The following is a 17,633-nucleotide window of genomic DNA, read 5'->3' as shown; positions in this document are numbered from 1 at the left end:
GTTTCTTGTGCAGGTAATCATGATAACCGTATCTACAACCGTTGGTGGAGCGAAACGCATCATGGGGTAAAAGAAGAAATTTCAGAAAAGGGAGACACTACTTTTGCCTATAAGATTGCCACCAATCCAGAGATTGTAAAGCAGTTGAAAGGACATTTGATGTTGGTACATGGAGATATTGACAACAACGTGCATCCGGGAAATACCATTCGCGTGGTTAATGCACTGATTCGCGCCAACAAGCGTTTTGATATGCTGATACTGCCGGGGCAACGTCATGGTTTCGGCGATATGGATGAGTATTTCTATTGGAGAATGGTTGATTTCTTCTCAGAACATTTGAAAGGAAAGAAAGAATCTTCGGTAAATATTCCTCAGCGATAAGATAACTTGTTGCATGTTGATTCACGGCGGGATGGCGTAGGCTGTTCCGCCGTTATTGTATCTAGGCGGTTACAAACGATTCATAAGTTCACGTACGGGCATAAAAAAAGCGAGAGTTCGCTGAACCTCCGCTGCCTTCCTAAAGAACCCCCATTTAAGGGTTCTTTTCATCTACATGATTTTTGTGTTTTCTGTTATCCTTACTTTCGTTTTTCTTTTTACCTGAAGATATTCCTAATACCTTCTCAGACCTAATTCCTGAAAACTTTTACCTTTAAAATCTAATACCTTAACTTAAATCTAATCTAAATACCTTAATCCTAATACCTTAAATAGTCTAGCTAATACCTTGAAATAAATAATTTCTTTTTTACCTTATGTATTCTAATACCTAAATGTTTTTCTCTTTTTACCTATTGGTTTCACAACCACATTGCAAAGGTAATTCTTTTTTGATTGATAGCAAGAACTTGCAAGATGTTTTTTTAATAAATAGTTGTTTTCATGATATAAATCAAGAAAAGGGCTATTTTAAGTCTTTGTGTACGAAAACGGAGGTCGTGCGCGACAACGTTTTTCGCCGTGCGCGATAACAATGTAACGAAACGGGAAACGGGTATAAAATATATCCCTCGATTTTAGTTAATAAATTCGTAACTAAAATCGAGGGATATGCTAACGAATCAATGTTCGGCTATTTCAGTTTAAGGATTCGCTGGTTATTGCTCCCGCAAAAGTTCAGAAAAGGAGAGTAGAGCGATTCGATGAAAGGACCGTCCACGAGTACGTCTATGTAGGGGAGTAGTTTCTGGCGGATAGGGTCCTCTTTCAGTTGTTCGTATGTATATCCTGTATAACACCAGATATTCATGCCCGTTCGCTGGCTGACTTCTTTCAGGACAGGCAGAAATTCTTCCGGATTGTAAAAAGGGTCACCGCCTGAAAAGGTAACTCCGTCCAGCAGAGGATTGGCATTGATTTCCTGAATGATTTGTTCCAGGACTTCCTGCGTGAGAGGTTTGCCGGCCTTCGGATTCCATGATTCCGGATTGTGACATCCCTTGCAACGATGGGTACATCCAGCCAGATAGATGGAATACCGGATGCCCTCACCGTCGACAATTGTTTCAGGATATGTATATAAATAATGTAACATGTACGTTTCCTTTCGGCTTATGCATGCTTTACACGGTCGTGCTCTTCCGCTCTCTTGGCAGAGTTCCAGCTGCTAAGGTCGCCTGTCAGGTAACCGGTGATACGGCGCATGCGCAGGATATTCTCGCTGTTACATACCGGACAACGGCTGTAGATGACTCCCTTGTAGCCACAATCGTGACAAGTATCTACCGGGTGGTTGATAGAACCGTATCCAATCTGCTCGTCGTGCATCACCTTTACAATCTTCGCAATGGCCTTCACGTTTTTCTGTGCTTCTCCATCCAACTCTACGTAGGTGATGTGTCCGCCACGTGTCAGTGCATGGAAAGGAGCTTCACATTTGATTTTCTCGACAATGGTAATCGGTTCTTTCACGTCCACATGGAATGAGTTGACATAGTAATCACGGTCGTTTACTCCTTCAATGATTCCATATTTGCGTTTGTCCATACGGGTAAATCTACCGGACAATCCTTCGGCGGGAGTTGCCAGTACCGAATAATTCAATCCGTATTTCTTTTTGTAGTCTTCGGCCACTTTGTTCATCTCTTCAATAGCCTCGTAAAGCGTGTTCCACGCCTGCTGGTTATGTCCATGTCCTTGGCCGTATAATGCCATCATAGCATTGTGTCCTCCAATAAAGCCGATACCTAAAGTACCCTGTTTCAACACATCTCCGACTTCTTCGTTGGGATGAAGGGCACCTCCACCTTTCCATACATTATTGCCCATCATGAACGGGAACTGACGCGCAAGAGCGGTATGCTGGTACTGGTAACGGGTATACAACTGCTCTGCGATGAATTCAGCCATGGAGTGTACCGACTGGAGGAAAAATTCCTTTGCTTTCTGGAGCTTGCCTTCCGGAGTCTCGTTAGTCAGACTTTCTGCTTTCCGGTGCGCTTCAATGGCCAGACGAGGCAGGTTCATGGTCGTAAATGAAAGGTTACCTCTTCCCAATGAAGTCTTTTCTCCATTCAGGTTCTCGAATACGCGTGTGCGGCATCCCATGGTTGCCAGTTCATAACGGTAACGTTTCGGGTCGTCAGCACTCCATTTCTCGTGTTTGTTGAACGGAGTATCCAGGAACATAAAGTTAGGGAACAGTGCTTTGGCCGTCGTACGGCATGCCTGCAGGAAGAGGTCGAAGTTTGGGCATTCAAACTTCACTTCTCCTGAGAGAGCTGCTTCAAAATCCTTCATGGCCAGTTGATAATCGGCTTCGGAATAGCTCACTCCGTCTTTCACTTTAAAAATCTGGATAGGGAAGACTGGAACTTCTCCATGATTCCCCAAGCCTTCGATGGTAGCTTTCAATAATTCCTGAATCACCATTCTTCCTTCTGCCGAGGTGTCCGTACCATAATTGATGGAACTGAATACCACCTGATTACCTCCTCTGGAATGCATGGTGTTCAAGTTGTGGATAAAGCCCTCCATGGCCTGATGTGTATCTTTGCGGGTTTGTGCCAGCGTTTTGCGGAGCACGTACTTCAATTCGTCTGCTGTCAGGTCGATGCCTTCCGCTTGCAAAGAATCCAAGTAAGCCTTTTCAGTCTCTTCGTTAGGAGCGATGCTGTGGAAATGGGCACGTATCCCTTTCAGGATTTCTTTCTCGTCCGTTGTGTGGCCTTTGATGTCGAGCAGCAATCCTAAATGAGTAGCCATGACTTTCTGGAAACTTTTCAGCACTCCCTTGGCCATGAAAAAGTCGAAGGCCGGAATTGCCTGTCCTCCGTGCTGTTCATTCTGGTTCGTCTGGAAAATGATGGTAGCCAGTGTAGCGTAACTCTGGATGGACTGCGGCGTACGGATGCTTCCGTTCTTGGTGTGAAATCCGCGTTCGAACAAATCATCTAAGTCATACTGTATGCAGGTAGTCGTCTTTGTGGGATAATAATCCAGGTCGTGGATGTGTATGTCGCCCATCTGATGCGCTTCTGCATATTTTTTCGGAAGAAGATATTTGTAAGTATAGTCCTTGGTGATTTCTGAAGCAAAAGTCATCATCTGTCCGGCCGGTGTATGACTTGACATGTTGGCATTGTTCAGGTTTACATCATTCTTGTCGATGGCCACAATACCGTCCATGATATGTTTGATGTGTGTTTTCCGGTCTCTTTCCGTATTTCTCCACTGACGGTAGATGATGTATTTCTTGGCCACTTCTGGCTGCCCCTTCATTAATTCGTTTTCCACAAGGTCCTGAATTTCTTCCACACCGATGGTAGGCTGCGAGAAGTGTGACACTACCTGTCGGGTAATCAGATCCAGTTCCTCTTTCTGCTGAGGAATGCCGGTTGCTTCAAAAGCCTTTCCGATGGCGTTGGTGATTTTTGCGGCTGAAAAGTTTTCCTGCTTTCCGTCGCGCTTGATGATGCGGATTTCTGTCAAATTCATTTTTTCAATTAAATGAGGTAAAACATAACTTATAATTGTGCTTTTCCGGGCAGGTCTTCTGACTGATCTTTCCCCACAGACGCCTTCCCATGAATTCGATTCACAGTGGCTTGCAATGCATGTCCAGGTTTACGCAAGAATCACAGCAGCAGGTACTGTTGCCGATTTCCACGGCATTCCCTTTTGAAACGGTTAGGTTACCTTTTGAAAAGCAGGACAAAGATAGAGATTTGGGAGAAAAATAAAAAATGAGATTTTCCGAATGTTTCTAAATTGGGAGAACTTTTATGAACGAAATCCTCCTTGTATGACATTGTAGGAGGTTTAATTGGGTAACTCTAATTTGTAATAGCTCTCAGATATTGGAAATTCTGAAATATTTTTCTAGTTTGTCGACAAGCGAATAACTATATCGGAAAAATCTTTCGAAGCTTCTGTAGGTCAAGGGTGACAGAGGCTTCGAAAGAGGTTGGGTTAGCTTATTTTTTTTCAGGCAGGTTCACGGGCTTTAGTCCCATTTGTTCCGCCTTTTTCAGCATATATTCAAAGGCTGCGTCGTGCTCGTTCGGGATGGCACCATCCAGAATCGCATCCTTGATAGAACTTTTCAGGCTTCCGATTTCACGGCAAGGCTGCAGGTTGAATACCTGCATGATTTCGGCTCCGTCTACGGGCGGTTGGAAGTTCCGGATGCGGTCTTTTTCTTCCAAATCTTTCAGCTTCTGGCGCACCAGTTTGAAGTTGTCCAGAAAGCGTTGCTTGCGGGCTTCGTTTTTGGAAGTAATATCTGCTTCGCAAAGCATCATCAGATCGTCGATGTCATCACCGGCTTCGAAGAGCAGGCGGCGTACGGCCGAGTCGGTCACTTCTTCATCGGCAATCACAATCGGACGCATGTGCAGACCGACGAGTTTCTGTACGTACTTCATTTTCTCGTTCATCGGAAGCTTCATCTTACGGAAGATTTCCGGAATCATTTTCTCACCGATGAAATTGTGGTTATGGAAGGTCCATCCTGCCTTAGGTTCCCAGCGTTTGGTTCTCGGTTTGCCAATATCGTGTAGCAGGGTAGCCCAGCGTAGCCACAAGTCGTTGCTTACGCGTGAAATATTATCCACCACTTCAAGCGTGTGGTAGAAATTGTCTTTGTGACCGCGTCCGTTGCGTACTTCCACTCCCTGCAGTGCCACCAGTTCCGGAAAAATCAATTCCAGCAGTCCGCAGCGGTCCAGGTCGATAAAACCCTTGGAAGGGACAGGTGACAGCAAAATCTTGTTCAGTTCGTCGGCGATACGTTCGCGCGAGATAATCTTGATGCGTTCCTTGTTGCGTTCCAGTGCTTCGAACGTTTCATCGTCTATATAGAAATTCAATTGCGTGGCAAATCGTATGCAGCGCATCATGCGCAGCGGGTCGTCGCTGAACGTGATGTCCGGATCAAGCGGAGTACGGATGGTACGTTCCTTCAGGTCATCCAGCCCGCCGAAGGGGTCTACCAATTCTCCGAAACGTGCCTTGTTCAGGCAAACCGCCATGGCATTGATGGTGAAGTCTCTGCGGTTCTGGTCATCTTCCAGTGTGCCGTCTTCTACTATCGGCTTGCGGCTGTCGTGGCTATACGATTCCTTGCGTGCCCCTACAAACTCCACTTCGGTATCCTTGAACTTGACTTGTGCCGTACCGAAGTTCTTGAAAACAGATACATGCGCACCTCGTCCCAGCTTTTTGCCGAAAGCCTGAGCCATTTCAATTCCGCTTCCTACCACCACTACATCTATGTCCTTGGAAGGTCTGTTCAGGAAAATATCTCTTACATATCCACCTACAACATAGCATTCCAGTCCCAGCTCATCGGCCGTTTCTGATATCAGACTAAAAATTCTGCCAGCGAAGTGTTCTTTCAGTTCCATTGTATGCATTTTTTCAATTTGCCGCAAAGTTACAAAAAAAATCCCTTTGTCCATTTTTTGCCGCTTGCTTGAAATCTTACATTTGTTTTTCTGGTTGTGGAAAGACATTGAGGAAACATCAGGCTGTTAAGAAACAAACCTTTCTGCATGTTTTACGTTTCGCTTGTGCGAACCCTATGTTTCTCAAGGCCGAAACGTAGGTTTTCCTTTCGCAAAACGTAGGTTTCCGGTGAGGGAAACATAGAAAATGCATGGAAAAAAGCAGGAATGTGCGGAGGAGTTCCGAAAATAGTTGTATTTTTGCCTGCATAGAATGATAGATAAACGTATGAAAAAGATAGGATTATTGCTCGTTCCGATGGCATTGGCACTTTCTGCTTGCCAGAACGGTGAGAAGCAGGCTGGCCAGTTGTTTCAGCGTGCGGAATCTGCGTATGCGGCAGGTGAGTACAGCCTGGCTAAATTGCAGATAGATAGTATTCGTACCCTGTATCCCAAGGCATTTGAAGTGCGCAAGGCGGGCATCAAGCTGATGCAGCAGATTGACCTGGCTGAACAGACCAAGACGTTGGCTTATCTGGACAGCATGATGACGGTGAAGCAGGCTGCGCTTGACTCCATCAAGGGAAAGTTTGTATTGGAAAAAGATACAGCCTATCAGGAAGTAGGAAATTATTTTTATCCCACTCAGGTGGTCGAAAAAAACATTGGCCGTTCGTTCTTGCGTGCGCAGGTGAGCGAATTAGGTGAGATGTCGCTGACCTCTATTTGTTGTGCGGGAGGAAGTATTCATCATACGGCTGTAAAGGTTTCCGTGGATGATACTTTTGCGGAGACTCCTACGTCAATAGATAGTTATGAAACTACAGACTTGGGACGTCCGGTAGAAAAGGCCGACTATAAACTGGGTAATGACGGAGGGGTGATTGCATTTCTGGTTGCCAATCGTGATAAGAAAAACATCCGTCTGGAATTTATCGGCGACCGGAACTATAAGACAGTGATGCATCCGAATGATGTGAAGGCAGTCGCAGAACTGAGTGATCTGGCACGTGTGTTGTCTGCCATCGAAGAAATCAAGAAAGAACAGAAAGAGGCCAACTTGAAAATCAAGTTTGTGAAACGGAAGATGGAAGAGAATACGGAAGAATAAAACTTTGTACAAACATAAGAAATCCTGCCCTAAGGGCAGGATTTTTTTATTGAATAGGCTGGGATAGTTCGCTTAATGTTTTTCCTTCATAATCACAGATAGCTTGTTTATATGCCATCGGAATTTCCATGGGTTCTTTGGTCAGTATATCATATCCCACTAATACGGTACGGCACTGGCACTTCAATACACCGCTGGCCTTATTGAAGGCTCGTTGTAGCATGGTTAAACTCTTATGCCCGAGGTGGATCACAGTCGTTTCAATCATGAGTTCGTCAGAAAAGAATACAGGTGCTAAAAAGTCTGCATTGATATTGACTACTACCACATTGAATTTGTCGCGTTCTTCTTCCCCAAACACATCGCGGAAATAGGATGTTTTAGCCAGGTCGTACAACGAAAAATACACGGAATTATTCATGTGACCGTACTGGTCTACATCACTGAAACGGATTTGTACAGGGATTTCGTGTTTGAATTGGAATTCTGCGTTCATAGTAATGCTTTTAAGTTTTCACCAAATGTACATCTTTTTTTCATGAATCTGCTATCAATGGTGGAATATTTCTTACTTTTGTCCGTCAGAATGATTTGTAGATAAATAATATTATATAAGATGGAACAGAAATTCAACAAAGAGACACTTTGTGTACAGGCTGGATGGACTCCGAAAAAAGGAGAACCTCGTGTATTGCCTATTTATCAAAGTACAACGTTTAAGTATGATACCAGTGAACAGATGGCTCGTCTTTTCGATTTGGAAGACAGCGGTTATTTTTATACTCGCTTGCAGAACCCAACGAATGATGCCGTAGCTGCCAAGATTGCAGCATTGGAAGGAGGAGTAGGAGCTATGTTGACTTCATCGGGGCAGGCAGCCAACTTCTATGCTGTATTTAATATTTGCGAGGCAGGCGACCATTTTGTCTGCTCATCTACCATTTATGGAGGTACATTCAATCTGTTCGCTGTAACGATGAAGAAACTGGGTATTGAGTGTACCTTTATTGATGCGGATGCTCCGGAAGAAGAAATAGAAAAGGCTTTCCGTCCGAATACTAAATGTTTGTTCGGAGAAACAATTTCTAATCCGGGTATCAATGTGCTTGATATTGAGAAATTTGCCCGTATTGCCCATAAGCACGGAGTGCCTTTGATTGTGGATAATACTTTTGCTACTCCGATTAACTGCCGTCCTTTTGAATGGGGAGCAGACATCGTGACACATTCTACTACGAAATACATGGATGGACATGCCACTTGTGTGGGAGGTGCTATTGTAGATAGCGGTAATTTTGACTGGGATGCGCATGCTGACAAATTCCCGGGATTGACACAGCCAGATGAGTCTTATCATGGACTTACTTATACAAAGGCTTTCGGAAAGATGGCTTATATGACCAAGGCTACTGCGCAACTGATGCGTGATTTGGGTTCTATACAGTCACCGGAGAATGCGTTCCTGTTGAATCTTGGACTGGAAACATTGCATTTGCGTGTGCCGCGTCACTGTGAAAATGCGCAGAAAATAGCGGAATGGCTGGAAGCAAATCCGAAAGTGAAATGGGTAAACTATTGCGGATTGAAGAGCAACAAGTATTATGAACTGGCTCAGAAATATATGCCTAACGGTTCTTGTGGCGTGATTGCTTTCGGCTTGGAAGGAACTCGTGAAGAGGCTATCAAATTTATGGATAGTCTGAAGCTGGCTTGTATTGTGACTCACGTGGCAGATGCACGTACTTGTGTGTTGCATCCGGCCAGCCATACACATCGTCAGTTAACAGATGAACAGCTGATTGAAGCGGGTGTGGCTCCTGATTTGATTCGCTTGTCTGTCGGCATTGAAAATGTCAACGATATTATTGCCGACCTGGAACAGGCTATGGCACAGGTTTAAAAGTTTTAAAACTGAGATAGAAAAAAGGAGGAACAAACATTCCTCCTTTTTTTTGTATCTCTCTCCGGCTTTTATCGGAAAGATTTCTGGTAAATTTGTAGCACTTCTTCATCGGTCAGCGGACGCGGGTCGAGAGTAAACAATGACCCCATGGTATCGCGTGCGTTTTGTACCATGAGAGGAAGTTCTTCTTCTTTCACTCCCCAGTCGCTCAGTTTCAATTGGTATACGTTGCATTCTTTCTGCATGCGTACCAGTGCATCGATAAAATCGCTGGGACGGTTACTCTTTTGCTGAGTCATGATTTCAGCCATTTTCATGTAACGTTTCATGCAGTCGTTACGGAATGTTTCGAAATATGCTTCGCTGATGGCAATCAGTCCGGCGCCGTGCGGCAGTTCTGGATGGAAGGCACTCATAGCGTGCTCCATAGAGTGTTCGGAAATGCAGCAGGAAGTGGCTTCTACCAGTCCGGCCAATGTGCTGGCCCATGCTACTTTCGCGCGTGCCTTGAGGTTACGTCCGTCTTTTACGGCTACTGGAAGGTATTTGTACAATAAACGAATGGCTTCAAGGGCATACAAGTCGCTGATAGGAGTGGCGCAGTTTGCTAAGAACCCTTCGGCAGCATGGAAGAAAGCATCAAATCCCTGATAAGCAGTAAGATGCGGAGGAATGGAAACCATCAGTTCCGGATCAATAATAGAAAGTACAGGGAAGGTCAGTGTGCTTCCGAAGCCGATTTTCTCTTTTGCTTCTTCATTGGTAATCACGCTCCATGGGTCAGCTTCCGTACCCGTTCCTGCAGTGGTAGGAATGGCAATCACGGGCAGTGCCTTGGTTACAGGACGTCCTTTTCCGCTGCCTGCCGGGATGTAATCCCAGTAATCTCCGTCGTTGCAGGCCATGACGGCAATGGCTTTCGCAGAGTCAATACTACTTCCTCCGCCAAGTCCGACGATGAAATCACATTTCTGTTCACGACAGGCAGAAGCTGCTTCCATTACGTGAGATTTAATCGGGTTGGGCAGAATCTTGTCAAAGACAACAGATTCCGTATTGTTTTCTTGCAACAGTTCAACGACTTTGTCGAGGTAGCCGTATTTCTTCATGGAGGTTCCTGACGAGATGACAATCAGGGCTTTCTTGCCGGGTAACTTTTCTGTCGCCAACTTTCTTAACTCTCCGCATCCGAACAAAATTTTGGTCGGGATGTGCAAACTGAATACAGGATTTGCGTTCATAATATAGCTATTTAAAGTTCATTTATCCAAAAATACGAAAATAAAAACAGAATGGTTCAGGAGGGATGTTAAAAATGTCTTTTTGTGCGTGGTGGTATCAAATAAAAAAGGCTGCCGGTAAGGGCAGCCTTTGGGGTTAAAGGATCTATAAGTAGATTATTCTTTATCCTTGTGGTTGTTCTGCGGACGACGTTCGCGCTTCGGATGATTTTCAGCCATTCCTTCCGGTTTTGGAAGCAATACCTTGTGTGACAGCTTGAACTTACCAGTTTTCGGGTCGATGTCCAGCAGTTTCACTTCAATTTTATCACCTTCTTTCAATCCGGTTTCTTCGATTGTTTCAAAGCGTTTCCAGTCGATTTCAGAGATATGTAACAATCCGTCTTTTCCTGGCAGGAATTCTACGAATGCACCGTAAGGCATGATAGAGCGAACCTTACCAGTGTATACTTCACCTACTTCAGGAACAGCTACAATAGCCTTGATCATACGCATTGCGTCGTCGATACATTTCTTGTTTGTTCCTGCAATTTCGATGCGGCCTGCACCGTCTACTTCTTCAATAGTGATAGTAGCACCGGTTTCTTCCTGCATACCCTGGATAATCTTTCCGCCCGGGCCGATTACAGCTCCGATGAATTCTTTCGGAATAGTCAGAGTTTCAATACGTGGAGCATGAGGTTTGAGTTCTGCACGAGGTTCTGCAGTGCATTCAGTCAGTTTGCCGAGGATGTATTCACGTCCTTGTTTAGCCTGCATCAATGCTTTTTCCAGAATATCGTAAGTCAGACCGTCACACTTGATATCCATCTGAGTAGCTGTGATACCGTCGCGTGTACCTGTAACCTTGAAGTCCATGTCACCCAAGTGGTCTTCGTCTCCCAAAATATCTGACAATACAGCGTATTTATCTTCGCCGGCATTTTTGATCAATCCCATCGCAATACCTGAAACCGGCTTCTTGATAGGTACACCTGCATCCATCAAAGCCAATGTTCCGGCACAAACTGTAGCCATAGAAGAAGAACCGTTAGATTCCAGAATATCAGAAACTACGCGTACGCAGTAAGGATAATCTGCCGGAATCTGTCCTTTCAATGCACGCCATGCCAGGTGACCGTGACCAATTTCACGACGCCCTACGCCACGCTGTGCTTTTGCTTCTCCTGTAGAGAAAGGAGGGAAGTTGTAATGAAGCAGGAAGCGTTCTTTGTGCTGGTCGAGTACATCGTCTACAATTTTTTCGTCCATCTTTGTACCCAGTGTAACAGTACTCAAAGACTGAGTTTCACCACGAGTAAAGATAGAAGAACCGTGAGGACCTGGCAGCGGACTGGTTTCGCACCAGATAGGACGGATTTCTGTAGTAGCACGGCCGTCCAGACGTTTGCCTTCATCAAGGATACAACGACGCATTGCTTCTTTTTCTACGTCGTGATAGTAGCGGTCAATCATCGGACCCTTTTCTTCCAGTTCTTCTTCAGAGAACTGAGCCTTGAATTCTTCGCAAATTGCATCGAAAGCATCTCCTCTTTCGTGTTTGTTTTTGTTGCCTGATTTTGCAACCGCATATGCCTTTTCGTAGCAAGCATCGTGTACGGCTTTGCGCAGGTCTTCGTCATTTTCTTCGTGACAGTATTCACGTTTTACAGTCTTGCCGACTTCTTCCATCAGCTCCATCTGAGCCTTGCAGTGAACCTTGATTGCTTCGTGAGCAAACTTCATGGCTTCCAGCAAGTCTTGTTCAGAAACTTCCTTCATTTCACCTTCCACCATCATGATGTTTTCATAGGTAGCGGCAACCATGATGTCCATGTCAGCACGTTCCAGTGCTTCGAATGTCGGGTTGATGACGAACTGACCGTCGATACGTGCTACACGTACTTCAGAAATCGGACCTCCGAACGGAATGTCAGAAACAGCCAGTGCGGCAGAAGCAGCCAGACCAGCCAATGCATCCGGCATATCTACGCCATCTGCAGAATAAAGTATGATATTTACGTAAACTTCAGCATGGTAATTGTCTGGGAACAGAGGGCGCAATGCGCGGTCTACCAGACGGCAAGTGAGGATTTCGTAATCTGAAGCCTTTCCTTCACGTTTGGTAAAGCCACCGGGGAAACGTCCGAATGCGGAGTATTTTTCTCTGTACTCTACCTGGAGAGGCATAAAATCTGTACCGGGAACTGCATCTTTTGCTGCACAAACAGTAGCCAGCAACATGGTGTTACCCATGCGTAGCATAACAGCACCATCTGCCTGTTTTGCCAGCTTTCCCGTTTCGAGTGTGATGGTTCTTCCATCATTCAGCTCGATCGTCTTAACAATAGGATTGATCATAAAAATTGATTTAATATTATTTCATCTAAAAAAGCGTACAAAGATAATGTTTTATTATGGATAAAAGCGGGTATTTATGTAAAAGTTTCAGTATGAAGTGCTTTTTATATAATAATTTGTCGTAAAACAACGGTTTTCGTCGGTTGGATGATGGATTTATCTTTTAAAAACTTTGTGACGTCATGAAAAGCCGTATCTTTGCACCTTGAATTTACATAAGAATGTGAGATTAAAGAAAATCAGGTATGAGAAGAAATACTTATCTGTTAACGGCATTGCTGTCGGCCGGACTGATGGCATGTCACAATGAGCCTGCTTTCAAGGTAGAGGGAACGGTATCGGGTGCAGCTGACAAGATGCTGTATCTGGAGCATACCAGCCTGGAAGGTATAGTAAAAGTCGATTCTGTCAAGTTGGATGAGAGTGGAACGTTTCACTTTTCAGGTGCTCGTCCGGATTCTCCTGATTTTTATCGGCTTCGACTGGATAATCAGGTGATTAATTTCTCTGTTGACTCTACTGAAACTGTGACGGTGAAAGCCGATAATTCCGGTTTTGCTACCGCTTATCAGGTGGAGGGCTCAGAAAATAACCAGAAGATAAAGGAACTGGTACTGCTTCAGGCAAACTTGCAGGAGCAGGTGAATAAACTGGGACAGTCCGGACTTCCTGCCGGAGTAGCTCAAGACAGTCTGTTCTCATTGGTGAATGCATATAAAGATCAGGTGAAGCGCAATTATATTTTTGCAGCTCCTAACAAGGCATACGCTTATTTTGCTTTGTTCCAGCAGTTGAATGGTTATATGATTTTTGATCCGCTGACGAGTAAGGAAGATGTGAAATGCTTTGCGGCGGTGGCTACTAGCCTGAATAATCTGTATCCTCATGCCGATCGTTCACGTAACCTTTACAATATGGTAATAAAGGGAATGAAGAATACCCGTACGCCTCAGGTAAAAGATGTGACACTTCCAGCTGATAAGATTCAGGAAGCTTCTATCATTGATATTGAGCTGAAGGACTTGAATGGAAAGACACATCGCTTGACAGACCTGAAAGGTAAAGTTGTCTTGATTGATTTTACAGCTTATTCTTCTGCCGCTTCGGGAGCGCGTAACTTAGCTTTGCGTGAACTGTATAATAAATATGCTTCTCAGGGACTGGTGATTTATCAGATTTCTTTGGATGCAGACGAACATTTCTGGAAGACAGCTGCAGATAATCTTCCTTGGATATGTGTCCGCGACCCGCAAGGACCTTATTCTACCTATCTTAGCTTGTACGGTGTAACCCAGTTGCCTACTGCATTCCTGGTTAACCGTAATAACGAGTTGAGCTTGCGTGTGGAAGAAAAGACAAATATGGAAGAAGCCATCAAGGATTTGTTGTAACATGTTGAAAAGCATGTACGGATAAACTTGACTGGTATTGTAAAAAGATTTATCTTTGTCGCAAGATATAAGACTCTGAGAAAGAGAGGCTGTATCAAAATAAAAATTGATTTGTCAGATTGTCATTCTGAACAAAGTGAAGAACCCGTTTGTTTCCCATCCTGTGGAGGGTTCGCTCTTCGTTCAGAATGACTTTACTTTTGTGATAAACGGTTCTTATTTTGGACAGCCCTTTACTTTTGTTGAAAATAAATAATTTAATAACGAATATTTAAGGAGAAAAATTATGGCTTACATGTCAGAAGAAGGCTATCAGAAACTGGTAGCTGAATTGAAACATTTGGAATCGGTGGAACGTCCGAAGATTGTGGCTGCTATTGCAGAAGCACGTGATAAAGGCGATTTGTCAGAGAATGCAGAATACGATGCTGCAAAAGAGGCACAAGGCTTGCTGGAAATGAAAATCAACCAGTTGAAGGCAACCATCGGTGATGCCAAGATTATTGATACATCTAAACTGAAGACTGACACTGTGCAGATTCTGAGCCGTGTGGAACTGAAAAATGTGAAAACAGGCATGAAGATGGCTTACACTATCGTATCAGAAAGTGAAGCAAACCTGAAGCAGGGTAAGATTTCAGTGAATACACCGATTGCGCAGGGCTTGTTAGGAAAGAAGGTAGGCGATGTAGCAGAAATCACTATTCCACAGGGAAAGATCTCTTTGGAAATTATGGGTATATCATTTTAATGTATAAGGCAGGTCCGCTTTGGCGGGCTTGCCTTATTTAATATCTTAACAATATGGCAACAATATTCAGTAAAATCATTGCAGGCGAAATTCCGAGCTACAAGGTAGCCGAAGATGCCAATTTTTATGCGTTTCTTGACATCAATCCTTTGGTGAAAGGACATACGCTGGTAGTTCCCAAACGGGAAGTAGATTATATCTACGATTTAAGCGATGAGGAGCTGGCTCAGATGCATGTGTTTGCCAAGCATGTGGCGCTGGCTATCCAGAAAGCTTTCCCTTGCAAGAAAGTAGGTGAGGCTGTGATTGGTCTGGAAGTTCCTCATGCACACATTCACCTGATTCCTATCCAGAATGAATCGGACATGTTGTTCTCTAATCCAAAACTTAAACTTTCTCAGGAAGAATTCATTGAAATTGCCAATGCAATAAATTCTGCTTGGAAAGCTGAAAGCAAATAATTTTCTTCTCAAAAATACCTTTGATATAAAGGATTCCTCGTATTTTCAGGCGTGGTTTTCAGTTGGACAGATTCCATGAAAACCATGCCTGTTTTTTTAAGAATTGTAGCCTATGCGTATTAGACGAATTTCTTTCTTTATTCTTCTTTGCTGTCTGTGCTGGAATGTTTTTGCAGCCGAATATCAGATAAAAGGAGTGGTGATTGACAAGTCCACCCGTCAGCCGTTGGAGTTTGTGAATGTGCTTGTAGTGGGATTGGGTATCGGGGCTTCTACCGATGCCAATGGAAATTTTCTCATCACTCAGGTGCCACCGGGTATTTACCGTCTGCAAGCTTCTTTCCTTGGGTATAAAACGGAGCTGACTCCGGAATATCGGGTGAACCACGTGACACCTTATGTACAGATTGAACTGGAGGAAGAAAATGCGTCGTTGAATGAGGTGGTTGTGGCAGCTTCTCCTTTTCAGAAAGTACCGGAGAGTCCTGTCAGCCTTCGGGTGATTGGTTTGCAGGAGATTGAAAAAGCTCCGGGTGCCAACCGGGATATTTCAAAAGTTGTACAGAACTATCCGGGGGTAGCCTTTTCTCCTATAGGCTATCGCAATGACCTGATTGTGCGGGGAGGTGGTCCTTCCGAAAACCGTTTCTACCTGGATGGGGTAGAAATTCCGAATATCAATCACTTCAGTACACAAGGAGCTTCCGGAGGTCCTGTCGGACTGATTGATGCCGATTTGATTCGTAGTGTGAAGTTTTACAGCGGGGCATTTCCTGCCGACAAAGGTAATGCGTTGAGTAGTGTACTCGACTTCAGTCTGCGCGATGGAGACATGGAGCGCAATTCCCTGAAAGCAACTTTAGGTGCCTCAGAGGTTTCACTCAGTTCCAATGGACATATTGGCAACAAGACTTCTTATTTGGTGTCGGTACGCCAGTCTTATTTGCAGGCATTGTTTAAAATCTTGGGCCTGCCTTTCCTTCCGGCTTATACCGATGCTTCCTTTAAAATTGAAACTCGTTTTGACAGCCACAACGAACTGACTTTGCTTGGTCTTGGAGGAATTGACCGCATGAAACTCAATTTGGGGATTGAAGGAGAAGATGCCGAATATATGCTCAGTTACCTTCCCGAAATCAATCAGGAAACCTATACCGTAGGAGGTGTGTATCGTCATTATTCCCAGCGGCATGTGCAGTCAATCGTATTAAGTCAAAGCTATCTGAACAACCGGAATGTAAAATATCGCGACAATGACGAAAGCAGTGAAGAAAATCTGACGCTGCGGCTGGGCTCTATTGAGCAGGAAACCAAATTGCGTATGGAAAACACCTCTTCATGGAGCGTGTGGAAAGTAAAAGCCGGGTTCGACCTGAATTACTCTCGTTACAAAAGCAATGAATATCGCAAGGTCTTTGCCAATGCCTTGCGGGAATATGATTACCATACCGATTTATCTCTCTGGCGTTGGGGAATGTTTGCCTCAGTCGACTATGCTGCTCCCGACAAAAGTTTTACAGCTTCCATGGGCGTACGTACCGGCGGAAATAACTATAGCGATAAAATGAAGGAATTGTGGCGTCAGCTTTCCCCCCGTTTGTCAGTATCTTACCAGTTGATTGAGGGGCTTACTCTGAGCGGTCATGTGGGACTGTATTATCAGCTTCCTTCTTATACCGCCTTAGGCTTCAAAGGTGAAGAAGGGGAGTATGTTAACCGTCACTTGGATTACATTTCTGTGTCACAGGAAAGTCTGGAATTGTCATGGACACCCAATGAAAATATGGAGCTGTCAGCGGAAGGCTTCTATAAATTATACGGGCACATGCCTTTCTCCTTGTCCGACCAGATACCACTCTACTGCAAAGGAAATGATTATGGAACCATTGGCAATGAAGCACTATCTTCTGAAGCAAAAGGTCGCTCGTACGGGGTGGAACTGATGTTCAAGTGGCTGCTGACCCAAAAGCTGAATCTCTCTTCCTCACTGACCATTTTCAAGAGTGAATTTAAGGATGGCGAGCAAGGAAGCTACGTACCTTCCGCCTGGGATAACCGTTTTATTCTGAATATGAGCGGAACCTATAACTTTCCCAAACATTGGAGTTTAGGAGCTAAAGTCAGTTGCATAGGTGGCTCTCCTTATACGCCTTACGATGTGGAAAAATCTTCGCTGGTGGAAGCTTGGAATGTGCAGGGACGTGCTTACTATGATTATAGCCGCTATAATCAGGAGCGTTTGCCGGTTTTCGGACAACTGGATGTACGGGTAGATAAAACCTTCTATCTGAAAAAATGTATGTTAGGATTTTATCTCGACATCCAGAACATTACAGCCAGCAAGCTGCGTCAGCCCGATGCCCTGATGAGTACGGGACAGATTGAGAATCCTTCTGCACCGCTGAGCGAGCAGCGATATGTCATGAAATTCATCCGGCAGGAGAGTGGCACGTTACTCCCTACGTTAGGAATTACCTTTGAGTATTAAGTTGAGTTGCTATAAAAAGAATGGCTTGTCTTTCCACCAGAGAGACAAGCCAT

At 44.5% G+C, this 17,633-nt stretch carries 13 protein-coding genes and 1 riboswitch; of the genes, 7 read left to right on the top strand and 6 right to left on the bottom strand.

What is annotated here, in order from left to right:
• Positions 1-384 (top strand): alpha/beta hydrolase family protein (locus tag WKT20_RS09240; RefSeq protein ID WP_340417260.1); only part of this gene is annotated, 384 nt, incomplete at its 5' end.
• A gap of 694 nt (positions 385-1,078) precedes the next feature.
• Here the strand turns inward: WKT20_RS09240 and nrdG are convergent.
• The 3 genes from nrdG to WKT20_RS09225 form a co-directional block, all read right to left on the bottom strand.
• A complete protein-coding gene (gene nrdG, locus WKT20_RS09235) occupies positions 1,079-1,540 on the bottom strand; it encodes an anaerobic ribonucleoside-triphosphate reductase activating protein (protein ID WP_118243702.1) in 462 nt (153 codons plus the stop codon).
• Positions 1,541-1,557: 17 nt separating this feature from the next.
• Complete coding sequence (locus tag WKT20_RS09230; RefSeq protein WP_117702616.1) at positions 1,558-3,942, bottom strand: anaerobic ribonucleoside triphosphate reductase; 2,385 nt, start codon at positions 3,940-3,942, stop codon at positions 1,558-1,560.
• Positions 3,943-3,973: 31 nt separating this feature from the next.
• Positions 3,974-4,164: riboswitch (cobalamin riboswitch) on the bottom strand.
• Between the two features lie 257 nt (positions 4,165-4,421).
• On the bottom strand, positions 4,422-5,852 hold the full coding sequence (locus WKT20_RS09225; RefSeq protein ID WP_022054638.1) for a CCA tRNA nucleotidyltransferase: 1,431 nt from the start codon (positions 5,850-5,852) through the stop codon (positions 4,422-4,424).
• A gap of 328 nt (positions 5,853-6,180) precedes the next feature.
• On the opposite strand from WKT20_RS09225, the gene WKT20_RS09220 reads away from it, so the two are divergent.
• Positions 6,181-7,005, top strand: a complete 825-nt coding sequence (locus WKT20_RS09220) for a hypothetical protein (protein ID WP_117702652.1) — start codon at positions 6,181-6,183, stop codon at positions 7,003-7,005.
• Between the two features lie 46 nt (positions 7,006-7,051).
• On the opposite strand, the gene WKT20_RS09215 is transcribed toward WKT20_RS09220, so the two are convergent.
• On the bottom strand, positions 7,052-7,501 hold the full coding sequence (locus tag WKT20_RS09215; RefSeq protein WP_040312501.1) for an acyl-CoA thioesterase: 450 nt from the start codon (positions 7,499-7,501) through the stop codon (positions 7,052-7,054).
• Positions 7,502-7,621: 120 nt separating this feature from the next.
• Between WKT20_RS09215 and WKT20_RS09210 the strand changes: the two genes are divergently transcribed.
• A complete protein-coding gene (locus tag WKT20_RS09210) occupies positions 7,622-8,905 on the top strand; it encodes an O-acetylhomoserine aminocarboxypropyltransferase/cysteine synthase family protein (RefSeq protein ID WP_007559857.1) in 1,284 nt (427 codons plus the stop codon).
• 71 nt (positions 8,906-8,976) lie between these two features.
• Here WKT20_RS09210 and WKT20_RS09205 read toward each other — a convergent pair whose 3' ends face one another.
• A complete protein-coding gene (locus WKT20_RS09205; protein WP_117701752.1) occupies positions 8,977-10,149 on the bottom strand; it encodes an iron-containing alcohol dehydrogenase in 1,173 nt (390 codons plus the stop codon).
• Positions 10,150-10,305: 156 nt separating this feature from the next.
• On the bottom strand, positions 10,306-12,489 hold the full coding sequence (gene pnp / locus WKT20_RS09200) for a polyribonucleotide nucleotidyltransferase (protein ID WP_340417259.1): 2,184 nt from the start codon (positions 12,487-12,489) through the stop codon (positions 10,306-10,308).
• Between the two features lie 245 nt (positions 12,490-12,734).
• Between pnp and WKT20_RS09195 the strand changes: the two genes are divergently transcribed.
• From WKT20_RS09195 to WKT20_RS09180, 4 genes are all read left to right on the top strand, one after another.
• Positions 12,735-13,880 carry a TlpA disulfide reductase family protein gene (locus WKT20_RS09195; RefSeq protein WP_117701750.1) on the top strand — a complete coding sequence of 382 codons (1,146 nt, stop codon included), beginning with the start codon at positions 12,735-12,737 and terminating at the stop codon, positions 13,878-13,880.
• A 286-nt stretch (positions 13,881-14,166) separates the two neighbouring features.
• Complete coding sequence (greA, locus tag WKT20_RS09190) at positions 14,167-14,631, top strand: transcription elongation factor GreA (protein ID WP_007559849.1); 465 nt, start codon at positions 14,167-14,169, stop codon at positions 14,629-14,631.
• Between the two features lie 53 nt (positions 14,632-14,684).
• Positions 14,685-15,092 carry an HIT family protein gene (locus tag WKT20_RS09185; RefSeq protein WP_117701749.1) on the top strand — a complete coding sequence of 136 codons (408 nt, stop codon included), beginning with the start codon at positions 14,685-14,687 and terminating at the stop codon, positions 15,090-15,092.
• A gap of 118 nt (positions 15,093-15,210) precedes the next feature.
• Positions 15,211-17,580: a TonB-dependent receptor gene (locus WKT20_RS09180; RefSeq protein WP_445323273.1), complete on the top strand. Its 2,370-nt coding sequence runs from the start codon at positions 15,211-15,213 to the stop codon at positions 17,578-17,580.
• Positions 17,581-17,633: the final 53 nt, after the last annotated feature.

The organism is Phocaeicola sp. ICN-14070 (assembly GCF_037892625.1).
GTDB classification, from domain to species: Bacteria; Bacteroidota; Bacteroidia; order Bacteroidales; family Bacteroidaceae; genus Phocaeicola; species Phocaeicola plebeius.
The sequence above is the reverse complement of the archived record's forward strand: the minus strand, read 5'-3'. Positions and strand labels throughout refer to the sequence as shown.

What these genes read in the sequence shown, in the direction of transcription:
- nrdG (WP_118243702.1), bottom strand. Translation starts at nt 1,540, where the DNA reads ATGTTACATTATTTATATACATATCCTGAAACAATTGTCGACGGTGAG.
- pnp (WP_340417259.1), bottom strand. Translation starts at nt 12,489, where the DNA reads ATGATCAATCCTATTGTTAAGACGATCGAGCTGAATGATGGAAGAACC.
- WKT20_RS09230 (WP_117702616.1), bottom strand. Translation starts at nt 3,942, where the DNA reads ATGAATTTGACAGAAATCCGCATCATCAAGCGCGACGGAAAGCAGGAA.
- WKT20_RS09220 (WP_117702652.1), top strand. Translation starts at nt 6,181, where the DNA reads ATGAAAAAGATAGGATTATTGCTCGTTCCGATGGCATTGGCACTTTCT.
- WKT20_RS09205 (WP_117701752.1), bottom strand. Translation starts at nt 10,149, where the DNA reads ATGAACGCAAATCCTGTATTCAGTTTGCACATCCCGACCAAAATTTTG.
- WKT20_RS09215 (WP_040312501.1), bottom strand. Translation starts at nt 7,501, where the DNA reads ATGAACGCAGAATTCCAATTCAAACACGAAATCCCTGTACAAATCCGT.
- greA (WP_007559849.1), top strand. Translation starts at nt 14,167, where the DNA reads ATGGCTTACATGTCAGAAGAAGGCTATCAGAAACTGGTAGCTGAATTG.
- WKT20_RS09195 (WP_117701750.1), top strand. Translation starts at nt 12,735, where the DNA reads ATGAGAAGAAATACTTATCTGTTAACGGCATTGCTGTCGGCCGGACTG.
- WKT20_RS09225 (WP_022054638.1), bottom strand. Translation starts at nt 5,852, where the DNA reads ATGGAACTGAAAGAACACTTCGCTGGCAGAATTTTTAGTCTGATATCA.
- WKT20_RS09210 (WP_007559857.1), top strand. Translation starts at nt 7,622, where the DNA reads ATGGAACAGAAATTCAACAAAGAGACACTTTGTGTACAGGCTGGATGG.
- WKT20_RS09185 (WP_117701749.1), top strand. Translation starts at nt 14,685, where the DNA reads ATGGCAACAATATTCAGTAAAATCATTGCAGGCGAAATTCCGAGCTAC.